The organism is Eubacterium sp. AF34-35BH, assembly GCF_003477765.1.
GTDB lineage: Bacteria > Bacillota > Clostridia > Lachnospirales > Lachnospiraceae > Eubacterium_G.
This window is the reverse complement of record NZ_QUDZ01000008.1, coordinates 32915-49239: the sequence shown is the minus strand read 5'-3', so window position 1 is coordinate 49239 and position 16325 is coordinate 32915. Positions and strand designations below refer to the sequence as shown.

General features: G+C 32.5%; 17 protein-coding genes, 2 tRNA genes and 1 other RNA gene. 4 read left to right on the top strand and 16 right to left on the bottom strand.

Translation table 11 applies throughout. The features are described 5' to 3' along the window. The 3 genes from scfB to DWZ69_RS09705 form a co-directional block, all read right to left on the bottom strand. Positions 1-1362: a thioether cross-link-forming SCIFF peptide maturase gene (gene scfB, locus DWZ69_RS09715; RefSeq protein ID WP_117999037.1), complete on the bottom strand. Its 1362-nt coding sequence runs from the start codon at positions 1360-1362 to the stop codon at positions 1-3. A gap of 81 nt (positions 1363-1443) precedes the next feature. Next, positions 1444-1584, bottom strand: coding sequence for a six-cysteine ranthipeptide SCIFF (scfA, locus tag DWZ69_RS09710; protein WP_022165931.1), 141 nt, complete (start codon positions 1582-1584; stop codon positions 1444-1446). A 92-nt stretch (positions 1585-1676) separates the two neighbouring features. Beyond that, entirely contained in the window at positions 1677-2033 is a 357-nt protein-coding gene (locus DWZ69_RS09705) for a TIGR04086 family membrane protein (RefSeq protein WP_117999038.1), read from the bottom strand. 260 nt (positions 2034-2293) lie between these two features. On the opposite strand from DWZ69_RS09705, the gene DWZ69_RS09700 reads away from it, so the two are divergent. Beyond that, entirely contained in the window at positions 2294-3592 is a 1299-nt protein-coding gene (locus tag DWZ69_RS09700) for a hemolysin family protein (protein WP_117999039.1), read from the top strand. Between the two features lie 173 nt (positions 3593-3765). Here the strand turns inward: DWZ69_RS09700 and DWZ69_RS09695 are convergent, their stop codons facing one another. The 5 genes from DWZ69_RS09695 to pyrB form a co-directional block, all read right to left on the bottom strand. Then, on the bottom strand, positions 3766-4143 hold the full coding sequence (locus DWZ69_RS09695) for a DUF2085 domain-containing protein (protein ID WP_243002570.1): 378 nt from the start codon (positions 4141-4143) through the stop codon (positions 3766-3768). After that, complete coding sequence (locus DWZ69_RS09690; protein WP_117999041.1) at positions 4133-4432, bottom strand: zinc ribbon domain-containing protein; 300 nt, start codon at positions 4430-4432, stop codon at positions 4133-4135. Before DWZ69_RS09690 ends, DWZ69_RS09695 begins: the two co-directional genes overlap by 11 nt. A 175-nt stretch (positions 4433-4607) precedes the next feature. Further along, the gene (locus DWZ69_RS09685) at positions 4608-6134 is read right to left on the bottom strand and encodes a leucine-rich repeat protein (protein ID WP_158573382.1); all 1527 of its coding nucleotides are present in this window, start codon (positions 6132-6134) and stop codon (positions 4608-4610) included. Positions 6135-6449: 315 nt separating this feature from the next. Beyond that, positions 6450-6902, bottom strand: coding sequence for an aspartate carbamoyltransferase regulatory subunit (locus DWZ69_RS09680; RefSeq protein ID WP_022165927.1), 453 nt, complete (start codon positions 6900-6902; stop codon positions 6450-6452). Next, positions 6895-7812: an aspartate carbamoyltransferase gene (pyrB, locus tag DWZ69_RS09675; RefSeq protein WP_117999043.1), complete on the bottom strand. Its 918-nt coding sequence runs from the start codon at positions 7810-7812 to the stop codon at positions 6895-6897. Before pyrB ends, DWZ69_RS09680 begins: the two co-directional genes overlap by 8 nt. Before the next feature lie 117 nt (positions 7813-7929). On the opposite strand from pyrB, the gene DWZ69_RS09670 reads away from it, so the two are divergent. Next, positions 7930-8754, top strand: coding sequence for a purine-nucleoside phosphorylase (locus tag DWZ69_RS09670; RefSeq protein WP_243002571.1), 825 nt, complete (start codon positions 7930-7932; stop codon positions 8752-8754). A gap of 84 nt (positions 8755-8838) precedes the next feature. Here DWZ69_RS09670 and rnpB read toward each other — a convergent pair. The 5 genes from rnpB to DWZ69_RS09645 form a co-directional block, all read right to left on the bottom strand. Then, positions 8839-9182: RNase P RNA component class A (gene rnpB / locus DWZ69_RS09665), an RNA gene on the bottom strand. Between the two features lie 45 nt (positions 9183-9227). Next, positions 9228-10883, bottom strand: coding sequence for a nucleoside kinase (locus DWZ69_RS09660; RefSeq protein ID WP_117999044.1), 1656 nt, complete (start codon positions 10881-10883; stop codon positions 9228-9230). Continuing rightward, positions 10876-11556: a class I SAM-dependent methyltransferase gene (locus DWZ69_RS09655; protein WP_117999045.1), complete on the bottom strand. Its 681-nt coding sequence runs from the start codon at positions 11554-11556 to the stop codon at positions 10876-10878. The genes DWZ69_RS09660 and DWZ69_RS09655 overlap by 8 nt, the downstream gene beginning before the upstream one ends. 8 nt (positions 11557-11564) lie before the next feature. Then, a complete protein-coding gene (dnaG, locus tag DWZ69_RS09650) occupies positions 11565-13325 on the bottom strand; it encodes a DNA primase (protein ID WP_022165607.1) in 1761 nt (586 codons plus the stop codon). Between the two features lie 20 nt (positions 13326-13345). Beyond that, positions 13346-14353, bottom strand: a complete 1008-nt coding sequence (locus DWZ69_RS09645; RefSeq protein WP_117999046.1) for a deoxyguanosinetriphosphate triphosphohydrolase — start codon at positions 14351-14353, stop codon at positions 13346-13348. A 246-nt stretch (positions 14354-14599) separates the two neighbouring features. On the opposite strand from DWZ69_RS09645, the gene DWZ69_RS09640 reads away from it, so the two are divergent. Together DWZ69_RS09640 and DWZ69_RS09635 are read left to right on the top strand one after the other, a co-directional pair. Next, positions 14600-14684 (top strand) — tRNA-Leu (locus tag DWZ69_RS09640). Between the two features lie 153 nt (positions 14685-14837). Beyond that, positions 14838-14923: transfer RNA gene (locus DWZ69_RS09635), tRNA-Leu, on the top strand. Positions 14924-14956: 33 nt separating this feature from the next. Here DWZ69_RS09635 and DWZ69_RS09630 read toward each other — a convergent pair. The 3 genes from DWZ69_RS09630 to rpmI form a co-directional block, all read right to left on the bottom strand. Continuing rightward, positions 14957-15535 (bottom strand): DUF4340 domain-containing protein, encoded by a 579-nt coding sequence (locus tag DWZ69_RS09630; RefSeq protein ID WP_117999047.1) that lies wholly within the window; start codon positions 15533-15535, stop codon positions 14957-14959. 198 nt (positions 15536-15733) lie between these two features. After that, on the bottom strand, positions 15734-16090 hold the full coding sequence (gene rplT, locus DWZ69_RS09625; protein WP_117999048.1) for a 50S ribosomal protein L20: 357 nt from the start codon (positions 16088-16090) through the stop codon (positions 15734-15736). Positions 16091-16112: 22 nt separating this feature from the next. Further along, entirely contained in the window at positions 16113-16310 is a 198-nt protein-coding gene (gene rpmI / locus DWZ69_RS09620; protein WP_022165611.1) for a 50S ribosomal protein L35, read from the bottom strand. Between the last annotated feature and the right edge of the window lie 15 nt (positions 16311-16325).

The following is a 16325-nucleotide window of genomic DNA, read 5'->3' as shown; positions in this document are numbered from 1 at the left end:
TTAGTCAGCATCCGCTAAAGCTGCCTTTATCATTATTGAGCATTCCACTCTTTTTTTCTGCATTTCACAACCTATGTCATAGGCATCATTTATTGTACCGTGGAAATTGTATGAGTTTGCTGCACATCCACCACTACAATAAAATTTTGAAAAACAGTTTTTGCACTTTTCTTTTGAATATACGTTGCAATCACCAAATGTTTCAACTATATCGTTTCTAACGATTCCGTCATTTACATTCCCCATTAAGAAATCTTCATTGCCAACAAACTGATGACATGGATAAAAATCTCCCCAAGGTGTAACTGCTAAGTATTCCGTACCTGAACCACATCCTGATAATCTCTTATAAACACATGGTCCCTGATTTAAATCAATCATAAAATGGAAAAAGTTAAAGCCATTACCTTCTTTTTCCCTCTTAATATATTCAAGAGCTAATTTATCGTACTCTTCCATAATTTTAGGTAAATCTTCTTCTCTTATAGAGTATGGATCTTCCTCCGGTCCAACAACCGGTTCAATAGACATTTGTTTAAATCCTAAGTCTGCAAAATGCTTCACATCTTCAGAAAAATCTAAATTATCTCTTGTAAATGTACCTCTTACATAATAGTTTGTCTGATTTCGGCTATCTGCAAGTTTCTGAAACTTTGGAACAATAAGGTCATAACTACCCTTACCTGTTCTAAAAGGTCTCATTCTGTCATTTACTTCTTTTCTACCATCTAAACTTAAAACTACATTTGACATTTCTTTATTAAGATATTCCATTATCTCGTCATTTAATAAAACACCATTTGTAGTTAATGTAAATCTGAATTTCTTATTATTTGGTTCTTCAAGTGAACGACCGTATTCAACTAACTGCTTTACAACATCCCAGTTCATTAATGGTTCGCCACCAAAAAAGTCAACTTCCAGATTAACTCTGTTTCCTGAATTTGCAACTAAAAAGTCTAAAGCTTTCTTACCCACTTCAAAACTCATTAATTCTCTACGGCCATGGTATTCACCTTCTTCTGCAAAACAATACTTGCATGCTAAGTTACAATCATGAGCTATATGTAAACATAGAGCCTTAACTACTGTCTGACGTGTTTCCTTAAACTTTTCTACGAAAGGCTGATATATATCCTCAGTAAACAACTGTCCATCTTTCTTCAACTGTTCAACTTCGTCAATAACTTCTCTTATCTCTTCTTCTTTGTACTTTGAGCTAAGTTTTGAAATTATAGCTTCAGCATCAAGTTTTTCAAACAATTCTATAACATCGTATGTAACATCATCAACAACATGAACCGCTCCACTGTTGACATCTAATACAATGTTGTACCCATTGCTTTTATATTGATGAATCACTGTAATTTTCCTCCCTTTTTAACGCACTATAACAGAGTTGAGTGCTCAACTCTGTTATAGTGTAAATTAATCAATATTAAATTATTTGTTTTCGCAAGTCTGGTTTCCTACTGTACATGATGTCTTGCAAGCTGACTGACATGATGTCTGACATTCACCACAACCGCCTTTTTTCATTGTGTCCTTTAATGTTTTCTGATTTAATGTTTTGATATGTTTCATGGTTTTCCTCCAATACTTATTTGCGTAAAAAGATACTTACGCATAATTCTTATGGTATTATAACACATAAAACGTTTTTTTCAAACGTTTTTTTAACTAACCATTCCTCCGATGGTTCCACCCCCTACAGATGCCAGTAATAATTTTATAATTTCTATTGTTTCACTATTAATTTGACCGTTCACTATTATCGAAACTAAAACTATGACAACAGCATATATGAGACCTGATATGGCTCCCCACATAAACTTCCCTTTATCCATAACTTTTCCTATTACATAACCGCCTGCAAAGGTAGCTATGACATATGTAGCAAGAATTAAAATTTGTATGGTGCTATAGGCTGGTGAGATTTTTAAAACAATAAATGCAACTGCTACTATTAGCACAAAACTTACAATCATTTCTAAAAGTAAGTCTTTTAAAAAAGATAAAATAATTTTGCCCATTTTACTCCTTTTTTCATTTTTTCTTTATTTTATTACAGTGTCAAAATGCCTTATTCTACCTGTACTTTTTTAATAATGGTATTGACATTGAAAGACCGTAATCAGAATTTAGGTATTCTCCTCCCCAAATATTTTTATAATAAATTATATTTGTGGGCAATATAATTTATTACAATTCTTGACTTTAACAGGTTCATTATGTAAAATCTTCCTTAACAAGTCAGGGACTTGAAATATTATTAATTTATAAGGAGAAAGTTATGGGACCCAGTGACATAGCTCTGCTATGCGTATTACTTATTTTATTATTATTCTCGGCGTTTTTTTCTTCAGCCGAAACAGCTCTTACCACTACTAACAAGGTAAGACTTAGAATGCTTGTGGAGGAAGGCAACAAACAGGCCATTATTCTTGATAAGATTTTAGGTAATTCAAGAAAAATGCTTAGTACAATTTTAATTGGAAATAATATTGTAAATATTGCCGCTTCTTCTTTAACAACAATTTTTATGCAAAGTGTTTTTAACGTAAGTTGGATTGTTAGTATTGGCGTTGGTATTCTTACACTTGTAATTATTATTTTCGGAGAAATTATTCCTAAGACAGTTGCATCAATTCATGCAGAATCAATTGCGCTAGCTTATGCTAAACCAATTAATTTCTTTATGGTTGTACTTACACCTATTATTTTTGTTTTAAATTTATTCTCAAGTTTATTCTTAAAACTTTTTAGGGTTAATGTTAATTTAAATTCTAAATCAATTACTGAGGATGAACTTAGAACTTTAGTTGGTGTCAGTCAGGAGGAAGGCATAATTGAAGAAGACGAAATGGATATGATTAACAACGTTTTCGATTTTGGTGATACATGTGCTAAAGATATTATGATACCAAAAGTTGACATTACAATGGTTCCTTTAGATATTACCTATAATGATTTATTAAACGTCATTAGAAAAGACAAATTCACAAGAATGCCTGTTTACAAGGAAGATTCAGATAACGTAATCGGCATTATAAATATTAAAGATATGATGTTAATGGGTGTAAACCCAAACAATTTTGATATAACAAAGATTATGCGCGAGCCATACTTCACTCACGAAAAAGAAGAATTAAATGACCTTCTTATGGAAATGAGAAATAAAGAACCGGGCATGTGTATTGTTTTAGATGAATACGGTCAGACTGAAGGTCTTATTACTTTAGAAGATATTGTTGAAGAAATTATCGGCGATATACATGATGAATTTGACGAAGCTGAGGAACAGGTTATCAGACCTGTTGGCGAAAACGAATATATTGTTGAAGGTTCTATTAATCTTGATGATTTTAACGACCAGTTAGGCACTGAAATTGATTCAGAAGATTATGAATCATTAGGTGGTCTTATTATTGAACATCTTGACCGTCTTCCTAATAAGGGTGACAGTGTTGTAATTGACAATTGCAAATTAACAGTTATAAAAATGGACGAAAAACGAATTGACTTAGTAAAGGTTGTTGTCACTCCTAAAGAAGACGAAACAACTGAATACGATACGGAAAATGAGGAATAAACAATAAACATTTGCTTCTTGAAGGGTACCATTATATTTTTTTCTATTTGAACAAATATAATGGTACCCTTTTATGCAATAATAGACTATCATTACACAAAAAAAGAATTGGCGATTGCCAATTCCTTTTTTCTTTTTATAGTATCTTGAAACTTTCAAAACACCTCATTCTTTTATCTTAATTTTCTGCCGTATTCAAATCCTATCATTAGGCAATATTTTGTTGAAACAATAAATATCATCATTAATGCTATTCCAAACAAAAAACCTGTTATTACACGTCTTGTATTTGTACTTTCGTATTTTGTTTTTGCCTGAATAACGCCGTCAATTATTAGTGGGCATAAAAGTGCAACCCAAACACATATATGAATATTTATTAGAAAATAACATCCAAATATTGCACATATCATACCAGTAAGTTCACCTGTACATCTTGCGCATATTGGAAACTGTTTTCCTTTATAGAAAAAAGAACGATCTGAACGTCTATGACAGCCAAAAATAATTGGTAGCCATTTATAAAACCACTGTTTCATTTTATACGCCAAAAGCTACTCCTGCTCCAACTCCAACAACAATCATTAATACGTACCATAATACTGAAACGCAAACACTAACTAATGCTCCGATTCCTGCTGCTTTTGAATTTTTAGGCTTAGTATCTCTCCATACCAAAAACAAAATCAATCCTACAATTGGAATACAACATCCTAACAATCCCCATCCTATGCTTCCTGTATCATCAGAAGCCGGCTGATTATTACCTGTTGCCACTCCACAATTAGGACATACAACTGCCAAATCATCAATTTCTTTTCCACAATTTTTGCAATACATTTCTTCATCCTCCGTATTTCATAATTTTCTCATTTAGTATATCAACATATTATTTTAGTGGCAATACATTTTAAACTTTTTGTCATTTTTTATTACATTTTTACAAACAATGTAATAAATATTTTTATAAATAAAAGTCTTAGTATAATATACTATGTAAATCGCTACAAACAGTTTATTTAACTATTACTTTGCACTTGGCTTTTTTCCCACCGTCTTTTGTTCTTACCACAATGTAGCATTTTCCTTTTTTTAGTGCCTTTACTTTTCCCTTTGACACTTTTGCGATTTTTTTATTTATAGTTTTCCATGTCACCTTTTTATTTGTAGCCTTGCTAGGTGTAATAGTATATTTAAGTTTATATTTTTTGCCCTTCTTTAATACTAATTTCTTTTTGTTAAGTTTTATTTTTTTTACAGAACGAACAGGTGTAGGCATACCAATGCATGTTCTACGTGGCTCAATGTACTCTTGCTTTTTGTATAAATTATAGTTGCTCCAACTATTTTTGTATTTGTTGGAATACCATATTACAACATCATCTTTACCTAAAACAAATTTGCCTAAATCATTTGGTTTATTTCCGCAAAAAGTAACTTTTTCTAAATTACTGCAATTATTAACTGCTCCATCTTCAACTTTTGTAACAGTTATTGGGAATTTTATTCGTTGTATGTTTTTATTTTCGCAAAAAGTATTTTTTGCAATTGTTTTAACACCTGTTTTTACTATAACTTCTATGCCTTGCATTGCAGCTGGATAGCATAAAAGATGTGTTTTGTCCTTATTAAAAAGCATACCATTTTCACTGGCATATTTTTTATTTTTACTGTCTAATGTTATCTTTTCCAAAGATGTGCAGCCTGCAAAACAAGAACTAACACTTGCATTTTTGCCATTAATTCCTTCAACCATATTTCCGTCATTTATTTCTGCAAGGGATTCAACAGTTGATGGAATTGCTATTTCTTTAAGGCTTTTACAATTAGAAAATGCATATATGCCTATACTTTTTGTTCCATTAGGAATTACAATTTCCTTCAAACTTTTACAGCCACTAAAGGCACCTACACCAATGCTTTCAAGGCTTTCAGGTATATTAATGCTTTCAAGGCTACTACAGCCTTCAAAGACTCCATCACTTAAATCTTTAATACTATTAGCAATGCTTACCTTTTTCAAATTTTCGCATTGACCAAACGCTTTTCTGCCTAAATATTTTACATGTTCAGGTATAACAAATTCTGCTACGTTTTTACCTCTTGGATACAAAAAAATCACTTCTTTGTTTTTGCTATATAAAACTCCATCTTCGCTGGAAAATTCACTGTTATTGTCATCAACAATAATATTTTCCAAGTTGTCGCATCCATTAAAACAAGGAAATGCTTCCCTTGAATTGCTTTCAATATTTTTTATATTCTCAGATAGTGTAATATTCTTTAATGTTTTGCAGTCTGTAAATGTATCTTCTCCAATGGATACAACTTTCTTTCCATCGATTACTGCTGGTACAACCACATCTTCTTCTGTGCCTGTGTACTTCATTATGTATACATTTTCGCCATTTACTCCATACTCCCAATTTGATGATGTTAAGGTTTCATTCTCTGTAGCCCTAACTCCTGATAGCAACATTACTATCATTGAAAAAGATAATAACGCACTAATTAAAATTTTTGAATTTAATTTTGTCTTCATATTCTTACCTCCTGCTTTGCTTTTTATACTTATATTCATTGCATTAATGCTTAATAAACACAATGTCATTTTATAATTTTAGTATTTTTATCCTCAATCCCAATTTATTTTATAAGCAACTGTCACAATAAATTATATCAGTATAAAATAACACTTAATTAATTTTTTTTCATAAATATTATAACATACTTTCACCTGTTTTTTCACTTCTGCGATAAACGGTACTTTTTTTGTAATGAACGACACTTTTTTCTCTAAAAAAAGAAATCACCGTCAGAAACGGTGATTTCTTCTTGAAATAGTTTATATTAAATTCTATTTACTTTTAATATTCTCCCATAACTTACCCTGCTGCTCTTCACAATACTGGCAACTATAGAGACCATTCTTCTTGTCTGTTAAAATAAATACGTCATCAAGTTCCTGCTCAATTGATGTGATGCATCTTGGGTTCTTGCAATGTAAAACATTTACGATTTTTTCAGGAAGCTTAACTTCTCTTTTTTCAACTAGCTTTCCATCCTTGATAATATCAATTGTAATGTTATGGTCTACAAATCCTAATACGTCAAAATCAACAATGTCATCTAATGAACCTTCAACCTTGATAATGTCTTTTCTGCCCATTTTTCCACTGCGGGCATTTTTTATAATTGCCACCTGACAATCTAACTCATCTAAATTCAAATAATGACAAATTGCCATTGCTCTTCCTGCCTGAATGTGGTCTAATACAAAACCGTTGTTTATTGAATCAATGTTAAGCATCCTTTACCTCCAATAATGTTAAAATAAGCGCCATTCTTACATACACTCCATATTGTGCCTGTTTAAAATATACTGCTCTAGGATCCTTGTCCACTTCAACAGAAATTTCATTTACTCTAGGCAATGGATGAAGTACAAGCATGTCTTCTTTTGCCATTTTCATTTTCTTCTTATCCAGCACAAAGCTATCTTTTAATCTAATATAATCTTCTTCGTTAAAAAATCTTTCTCTTTGTACTCTTGTCATATATAGTAAATCTAACTCGCCAATAACATCTTCTAACTTGGTAACTTCCTTATATTCTGCTCCAGCTGCCTCAATTCTCTCAATGATGTATTTTGGTACTTTTAATTCCGGTGGAGAAATAAGAACAAACTTCACATTGTCATATCTTAATAATGCGTTAATTAATGAATGTACTGTTCTACCAAATTTCAAGTCACCACACAATCCAATAGTAATGTTGTCTAACCTTCCCTTTAAAGACTTAATTGTTAATAAATCAGTTAATGTCTGTGTTGGATGCTGATGTCCACCATCCCCTGCATTAATTACAGGTATTGAAGAATTGTTTGCTGCTACTAAAGCTGCTCCTTCCTTTGGATGTCTCATTGCTGCAATATCTGCATAGCATGAAATAATTCTAATTGTGTCTGCCACGCTTTCGCCTTTTGAAGCTGAACTTGATGTTGCTTCTGAGAATCCAAGAACGCTACCGCCTAAATTAAGCATTGCCGCTTCAAAACTTAAACGTGTTCTTGTACTTGGTTCATAGAACAATGTTGCTAACTTTTTACCTTTACATGCTTCTTTGTACTTTTCTGGGTTTTTCTCAATGTCATTGGCAAGACTTAATAACTTGTCTATTTCTTCTACTGAAAAATCCAGAGGATTAATTAAATGTCTCATTTCACCCTCCAAAACTATTTATTTTTCGCTATTAAGATGATACATTATAGACAATGAATATTCAAGGTTATACACAATATTTTTAGACATTTTTTTGCACTTTTTATGGAGGATATTATGATGAATGATTTAGACATATTAGAAACTTATACCAACATTATTAAGGAACAGACTTCCCTAGTACCAGACATAGCAATTATATTAGGTTCAGGTCTTAATTCTTTTGTAAATATGGTTAATATAGATGCTGAGATTTCCTACTCTTCTTTACCTGATTTTCCTACCTGCACTAACCAAATGCATAAAGGGCGTTTTATTATAGGAACTATAGAGAACAAAAATGTAATTATTGCAGATGGGAGATTACACTACTACGAAGGTTATACTCCTAAGCAGGTTATTATGCCTGTTCGTATAATGAAACTTCTAGGGGCAAAAACACTTGTTATTACAAATGCTGCCGGTGGAATAAATGAGAATTTTGAACCAGGGGATTTTATGGTTATAGAAGACCAGATTTCTTCATTTGTACCTTCTCCATTACGTGGATATAACATTGACGAATTAGGACCTCGTTTTCCAGACTGTTCAAACATATACGACACTGACTTAAGAAATCTCCTTAAGGAATGTGCAGCTAATCTTAATATTCCTATAAAAGAAGGAGTTTATCTTCAAACTCAGGGGCCAAACTACGAAACTCCTGCAGAAATAAAAATGTACAAACTTCTTGGAGCTGATGCTGTGGGTATGAGCACCTCAATGGAGGCAATATGTGGAAGTCATTGTGGATTAAAAATTTGTGGGTTAAGTTGTATCACCAACAAAGCTGCCGGTCTTTCTGATAATAAACTTTCTGACCATGAGGTAATTGAAATAGCTTCAAAATCCGCTAACAATTTCTGCAGACTTTTGTTTGATTTCATAAAAAAATTAGATTAACAATAAAACAAAAACTTATTAAATATAAAAAATATAATAAGTTGAATAATATACTCTATAAATAATTGAAATAATATCCAAATAAAAATGAGTAAGGCTGTAAGCCGGGTTATGTCTTGGATAATCATCTATCTAGGCTAAATGTTGCCACTTAGCTCAAGCAACCTACCCGAAAGCTGGCGGGCAACCAATACTTTCTGCTCGGTCTTGCTTCGGATGGGGTTTACACTGACCTTTAATGTTACCATTAAAGCGGTAGTCTCTTACACTACCATTTCATCCTTACCATTGCTGGCGGTTTAATTTCTGTTGCACTTTCCTGGGAGTCACCTCCACCGGCCGTTAGCCGGCATCCTGCCCTGCGAAGCCCGGACTTTCCTCTCCTGCGTCCTTTCGGCAATAGCAGCAGCGATTATCTACCTTACTCACAATTATCTAAATTATCATACTTTAAAAATTAATTCAATACTTATCTAAACAGGAAATACACTTCCTCCAACAAATTCACTTAATATTGAATTACTTGGAACATTTTCTTTTGGTATTCCCAAAATATAATCTAAGAACTTAAGAAGTCTCTTTGCCTCTAAATATTCCTCTGTATCTTTTGGTACGCCAAACAATTTAGGTTCTGCAAAAACTTTTAACACTGATAATTCATAAACCATTGCAGAATTAAATATTGCATCGGCACTATCCTGAAATGGAAAAATATATTTTTCCTCTCCTAGTCTTACCTTGTTCCATCTTTCAATAGATGTTTTAGCTGATATATTTCTTGTTCTGCTGTCTCTTACAATTCTTCTAAGTAATCTTAAATCAGAAGATGAAATTCTATTATGTTCATCAACATTTATAGGTGTTAATGCGCTAACTCCTATTCTGTATTTTTTCTCTTCAGGAATACTGTAAGATAACTTGTCATTTAAACAGTGTATGCCCTCAATTATTAAAACCGAATCGTCTGTGAGAGTTATTGTCTTTCCGTTAAACTCTCTCTTTCCTGTTACAAAATTAAACTCGGGCATCTCTACTGTCTCACCATTTGCAAGCTTAGTTATATGGTCATTAAATAACTCAATATCAACAGCTTCTAAAGCTTCAAAATTAAGTTCACCATTTTCATCCTTTGGAGACTCTTCTCTGTTTACAAAATAGTTATCTGTAGATATTATTTGTGCCTGAAGTCCCTGCGCCATAAGCTGTATTGCAAGTCTATGAGCAAAAGAAGTTTTGCCTGAAGATGAAGGGCCTGCAATTAGCACAACCTTAGCTTCTTCCCTTGACGCAATATCTGATGCGATATCTGCAATTTTCTTTTCCTGTAAAGCTTCCTGCATCATCATAATATCGTTAATTGAACCATCTACTATTTTGTCGTTAATTTCTCCTATTGTTGAAACACCTAACTTTTCCGCCCACTTTTCTGATTCCTCTAAAGCTTTGACAACTTTGTTTTGAGGTGTAAACTCTGGCACATGTTTTGGAGATTCTTTTACCGGCATTTGAAGTACAAAACCTTCGTTATATGGGATTAATTTATAATATTTAAGAATACCTGTAGAATATGCCATATAACCGTAAAAATAATCCTCAAAACCTTCCATTTTGTAAATTTTTACAGATGAAGCTCTTCTGTATTTAAACAAATTAACCTTATCCTTCATTCTGTATCTTTTAAACTTACTGATGGCTCTGCCTGTTGACATAACCTCTTTTGTTATAAGCATGTCACGTTTAGCCAGACTATCCATTTCAGTTTTTAATTTTCTTAAAAACTCGTTGTTAATCTGTATGCCACCATTTATTTTACAGTAATAGCCTTTGCTGACAGAATACTCTACCGAAATATCATCAAAGGCACTATGGTCTGCTATTTTGTAAAAGGCTTTTATCATCATAAAAACCATGCTTCTTCTATAACATTCCATACCAATATGATTTGCTGTTGTAATAAAAGATACCTTGCAGTTATCAATTAAAACTTTTGACAATTCACAAAGTTTTCCATTGCACACTGCAAGTATAATGTCATTTTCATAATAGTCACCAAAATCCTTTGCTATTTCGTACAAAGTGGTTCCGTCTTCATATTCGTATACAACATTTGAAATTTCCACATCAATCATAATATTTTCTACCTTCCTGATTCATTTCTAAAATTTCCTCAACCTTGTGCAAATTATCACTTTTTTCTTTTTTCATATTTTCTGCAATTTTAGAAAACTTTTTATACTCTTTTTCCAAATATTCTTTTAAAACAGGATTTCTATTTTCCAAAAGTAATTTGCCATATTCTAATTGAACTTTTGAATAATCATTTTCTGTTTTATCACATTTCAGAGCTTTTATTACCGTATAATATTTTCCAACATCAAATACCATGGCTTCATCAACAATCTGCCAGTTATTTTCTAACAGATATTTTCTTACCAAATCGACTCTTTTATGGGGAGATAGGACTAATTCTTTTATTCCTTTTATGCTCTTTCCATTTTCAAGTATTGATACAATCAAATCGCCACCCATACCGGCTATGACTGCGGTATCAATCATATTGTCCTTTAGCTTTTCCATGCCATTTGAAAGAATTGTTATTATTTTTCCCTCGAGACCTTTTTCCTTAATATGTTTGTTTGCAATGTCTAAAGGTCCCTGATTGATGTCCATGGCATACGCCTTATCTGTTATGTTTTCTTCCACCAGATAAATAGGCACATACCCATGGTCTGTGCCTATATCTGCAATTATATTTCCTTTTGTAACCATACCGGCTACTGTCTGTAATCTTTTTGATAACATATATTTTCCTAACTTAATGTAATGTGTATTTTTTGTAACATACTTTGTTCTTTTATAATATTCTGAAGGTCAGAAATATCTGTAGCGTTTCTTGCCCTGTAATCAAGACTTTCTTTTTTTATTTTATGAACAGCATCATTAATTGCTCTCTCCTGCTCATCAAGGCTTAAATTAGCCCTAATTGGAGAAACAAATAACTGGGCAACCTTCTTATGTTCTTCTTCATCTTCAAAATAATTCATTATCTGTGCAGGTTTTCCCTGGCCGCTCTCCATCTGTTCCCAAAACAGTGATGCCACCTTATTGTAAAAAGGGTCTACAAAATCTTTTGGCGAGATAACCTGAGCCACTTTCATAAACCAATTATTTTTATCAAGTAAATATGCCAGCAAAATTCTTTGAGCACTTATTGATGCATCTTCTTTCTTTGTCTGCTTTGAAACTGCAGGCTCCTTTTCAACTTTTTCTTCTTTTCCAACATAAGTAAGACCAATCTTTTTAACTAATTTAGACAAACCTTCTTTTGGAATTTTGAAAATAGAACAAACAGAATCTAAATAATTGTCTCTTTCTATTTCGTCTTTAAATTCCAACAGCATTTCAGCTACCTGCTTGTGGAAAGCTGTTTTTTCCTGTGGATCATTTAAATTGTATTTCTTCTGTTCCTGCTCAACCTGGAATATAAAGAAATTAGTTGCATTCTTAATTCTTTCTTCGTAAGCATCCCTGCCTAATGCCTTTATAAACTCATCAGGATCTTTGTAGGGTTTCATGTTAAGAACTTTTATTGCAAGCCCTGCATCCCTTAAATAAGGAATTGCTCTTAATGCTGCCTTAATACCTGCCTCGTCACTGTCAAAAGTTAAAACAACTTCCTTGACGTATCTTTTTATTAAAGTTGCATGTCTTTGTGTAAAAGCTGTTCCAAGGGCTGCAACTGCATTGTTAAAACCTGCCTGATGTAAACTAATAACATCCATGTAGCCTTCACAAATTAAGAAATAATCTTTTCTGGAAGACCTGGCAACATTTAGTCCATAAAGGTTTCTGCTCTTATCAAAAACTTTGGTTTCCGGAGAATTTAAGTATTTTGGCTTTGCATCTCCCATAACTCTTCCACCAAAAGCAATAACCCTGTTATTTGCATCCATAATCGGAAACATTACACGATTCCAAAACTTGTCTGTAACACCTCTTTTTTCATCGTAAGTAAACAAGCCTGTTTCACGTAATTCATTATCATTATAGCCTTTTTTCTTTAAATACATATAGAGATTGTTACTGTATTTATCAGAATAGCCTAAGCCAAATTTGACAATAATCTCATCTGATAACTGACGTCCCTTTAAGTAATTATATGCAAGTTTTCCTCTGTCTGATTTTAAAAGATAGTGAAAATACTTGGCTGCTTCTGTGTTAATTTCTATTATTTTTGTTTTTAAATCTTTTTCTCTTCTCTGCTCTTTTGAGTATTCCATCTTCGGAAGTTCAACTCCGGCTCTGTTAGCCAAAACTTCCATTGCCTCAATAAAGGTGTAATTTTCATATTTCATCAAAAAAGATATTACATTTCCACCTTCACCACATCCAAAACAATAATACATCTGTTTATTAGGAGACACAGAAAAAGAAGGTGATTTTTCGTTATGAAAAGGGCAAAGTCCAAAATATGAGCTTCCCTTTTTTTGTAATTTTACATAATCACCTATTACTTCTACTATATCATTTTCAGTTCTTACCTGCTCTATAATATCTTCTGAATAAAACAATTTTTCCTCCGTAAGCTATTTTAAAGTTCCCAAGACTTTGGAATAAATATTTTCTTAAAAGCAGCAACAGAATACTGGTCACTCATTCCTGCTATGTAATCACACACCACCTGCTCTTTGTTCTCACCTTTTTCATTAATAAGGTATTTATATTCAGGTGGTAAATATTCTATATTGTCTAAGTAATAATAAAATAGTTGTTTTAACATTTCTTTTACTTTTATTTCTTCTATTTTTGCAACCGGATTGGTATATACACTCTCAAACATGTATTGTCTAAGCCCCATCATTGCTTCCTCTATCTCTTGGGACATTAATATATCCGGCTTATTATAACTATTTTTCACTATATCGTGAACTAAAGTGTTTAATCGTTCTTTTGTAGACTTTCCTAAAATCTCTGTATAAGCCTTAGGAATATCATTTTCAGTTATGATTTTGCCTCTTATGGCATCATCTATGTCGTGATTAATATAGGCAATCTTATCTGACAGTCTTACAACTTTGCCTTCTAAAGTATGTGGAGTACCTGACGTTCTGTGATTAAGTATTCCATCACGAACTTCTTTTGTAAGATTAAGTCCTAAACCATTATTTTCTAAAACTTCAACCACTCTGATACTTTGCTTTGCATGTGCAAAACCTAATGAACAAACTTTATTTAAAGTTCTCTCTCCTGCATGACCAAATGGTGTATGACCCAAATCATGTCCCAAAGCAATTGCTTCAGTTAAATCCTCATTTAAATCTAAGGACTTTGAAATAGTTCTTGCAATCTGAGAAACTTCCAATGTGTGGGTTAATCTTGTTCTATAATGATCTCCCATTGGTGCCAGAAAAACCTGTGTTTTGTGTTTCAGTCTTCTAAAAGCCTTACAATGTATAATTCTGTCCCTATCTCTTTGATAGACAGTTCTTATGTCACATTGAGCCTCTTCTCTGTCCCTACCCATACTCTCACAGCTCTTCGCTGCGTAAATACTTAAATATTCCATTTCCATTTTTTCATTTTTCTCTCTGATATTCATAATATACCTCCGAAAAATGTGCCATCCTTAAACAATACTTAATTTGAATCATTAAATTTCCGTTATAAGCCTGCTTCCCAAAAAATTCCCTAATTAATAGTAATTATACAACAAAAACACACTTTATAAAAGAGCTGCTTCAAAGCCTTAATAAAATCTTTTTCTCATTTTTTTCATCTTTTTTGTAAAAAATTGTTGACACACTTAAAAACACATGGTATTATATGTCTTGCGTTTGAAACGTATGCGGAAGTGTCGGAACTGGCAGACGAGCAAGACTAAGGATCTTGTGATCAATGCGATCGTGTGGGTTCAAGTCCCATCTTCCGCATTTTATTTTTTGTTACCTTGAGTTGTCAAGGTATTTTTTTTGTTTATTTTTAAGTATATTAACATATTTGTACTTGCTTTTATAAATATTTACTCTTGATATTTTCTCTAAAATGTAGTAAATATTTATATGAATCAAACACTAATATGCTTGGCAGCTATGGCGGAATTGGCATACGCGCATGATTCAGGTTCATGTCCATATTACCTTGGGTGTGGGTTCAAGTCCCACTAGCTGCATAATAAGAGTTGTTATTACTCAAAAAGCCACAGCTATTTTTTAGCTGTGGCTTTCGTTGTTTCTTCAATGTCATCCACTGTTTTACTAAATGCTTCTATTAAATCAGAAGATACAGTATACACATTATCGTCTCCCTTAACCATCATATAATAAAGCGTTGAATCATACGGATTGACACTTCCAAAATGAATTTCGTAGTTTTTACCATTTGAATCTGTTACAGTAATGTTATTTGTACTTCCTGTAATTTCTTCGTTCTTTTTGATAAAGCCATAATCCTTTATATCACTTGGACTGCTTATTTTATCAGAAGCATCAATTTCCACTAATTTTGATAGCATTTCAGAGTTTATTGTACTTCTGCTTACATTTACTGATGAATCACTTTCTATGGTCCATTTTCCACCATTATTTAAATACTTCTTAATGATACTTGCTTCGTCTTTCTTAACCATTTTAATTGTGTCATCTGATAATGTATATAAAGATATTGATGTCATATCAATACTTGCCCAGGCTTCATTAGATGTAACAACTCCGGCAAGTAAATTAACAAAAATCGTAATAACAACTATAATTGCTATAAAGCTGCCGCTGAAGTTTCGTTTCAATCAATAATGTTATTGTATTGTTCTTTTGTGTTAATAATTGGAATATTCTGTGTTCAAAATATGGGGAGCAACATTTTTCCATTCGTGCAAGCATGCATCCATAGTGGAACGTTTTTTGTGTAATAAGAAATTCTGAAGTAATTTTTTATTACACAAAAAGAAGACCTTTCGGTCTTCTTTTTATAAGAATAATAAAACTTATGCTAATTTTTCTTTAGCTACATCTACTAATTTTGCAAATCCTTCTGCATCATTAACAGCCATTTCAGCTAACATTTTTCTGTTCATTTCAACTCCAGCAAGCTTAAGTCCATACATGAACTTGCTGTATGAAAGACCATTGATTCTAGCTGCAGCATTGATTCTTGCAATCCATAACTGTCTGAACTGTCTCTTTCTCTGCTTTCTACCTGCGTATGAGCTTGTTAATGCTCTCATAACAGACTGCTTAGCTACTCTGTACTGTTTTGATCTAGCTCCTCTATAACCTTTAGCTAGCTTTAATACTCTATTATGTTTCTTTTTAGCGTTCATTCCGCCTTTAATTCTTGCCATTTCTTCTTCCTCCTACTTCAGATTATAAATAAGGTAAAATCTTCTTCATATTCTTTACATTTGTAGCATCAGTTGTTGTTGCTTTTCTAAGATTTCTCTTTCTCTTAGCTGTCTTCTTTGTTAAGATATGTGATTTGTAAGCTTTATTTCTTTTAAGCTTTCCTGTTCCTGTCTTTTTAAAACGTTTTGCAGCTGCTCTGTTTGTCTTAATTTTTGGCATGATTAATTCCTCCTT

What these genes read in the sequence shown, in the direction of transcription:
- DWZ69_RS09655 (WP_117999045.1), bottom strand. Translation starts at nt 11,556, where the DNA reads ATGTTATCAAAAAGATTACAGACAGTAGCCGGTATGGTTACAAAAGGA.
- DWZ69_RS09700 (WP_117999039.1), top strand. Translation starts at nt 2,294, where the DNA reads ATGGGACCCAGTGACATAGCTCTGCTATGCGTATTACTTATTTTATTA.
- DWZ69_RS09685 (WP_158573382.1), bottom strand. Translation starts at nt 6,134, where the DNA reads ATGAAGACAAAATTAAATTCAAAAATTTTAATTAGTGCGTTATTATCT.
- DWZ69_RS09680 (WP_022165927.1), bottom strand. Translation starts at nt 6,902, where the DNA reads ATGCTTAACATTGATTCAATAAACAACGGTTTTGTATTAGACCACATT.
- rplT (WP_117999048.1), bottom strand. Translation starts at nt 16,090, where the DNA reads ATGGCAAGAATTAAAGGCGGAATGAACGCTAAAAAGAAACATAATAGA.
- DWZ69_RS09705 (WP_117999038.1), bottom strand. Translation starts at nt 2,033, where the DNA reads ATGGGCAAAATTATTTTATCTTTTTTAAAAGACTTACTTTTAGAAATG.
- pyrB (WP_117999043.1), bottom strand. Translation starts at nt 7,812, where the DNA reads ATGAGACATTTAATTAATCCTCTGGATTTTTCAGTAGAAGAAATAGAC.
- DWZ69_RS09670 (WP_243002571.1), top strand. Translation starts at nt 7,930, where the DNA reads ATGATGAATGATTTAGACATATTAGAAACTTATACCAACATTATTAAG.
- DWZ69_RS09660 (WP_117999044.1), bottom strand. Translation starts at nt 10,883, where the DNA reads ATGATTGATGTGGAAATTTCAAATGTTGTATACGAATATGAAGACGGA.
- DWZ69_RS09690 (WP_117999041.1), bottom strand. Translation starts at nt 4,432, where the DNA reads ATGTATTGCAAAAATTGTGGAAAAGAAATTGATGATTTGGCAGTTGTA.
- rpmI (WP_022165611.1), bottom strand. Translation starts at nt 16,310, where the DNA reads ATGCCAAAAATTAAGACAAACAGAGCAGCTGCAAAACGTTTTAAAAAG.
- DWZ69_RS09645 (WP_117999046.1), bottom strand. Translation starts at nt 14,353, where the DNA reads ATGAATATCAGAGAGAAAAATGAAAAAATGGAAATGGAATATTTAAGT.
- scfA (WP_022165931.1), bottom strand. Translation starts at nt 1,584, where the DNA reads ATGAAACATATCAAAACATTAAATCAGAAAACATTAAAGGACACAATG.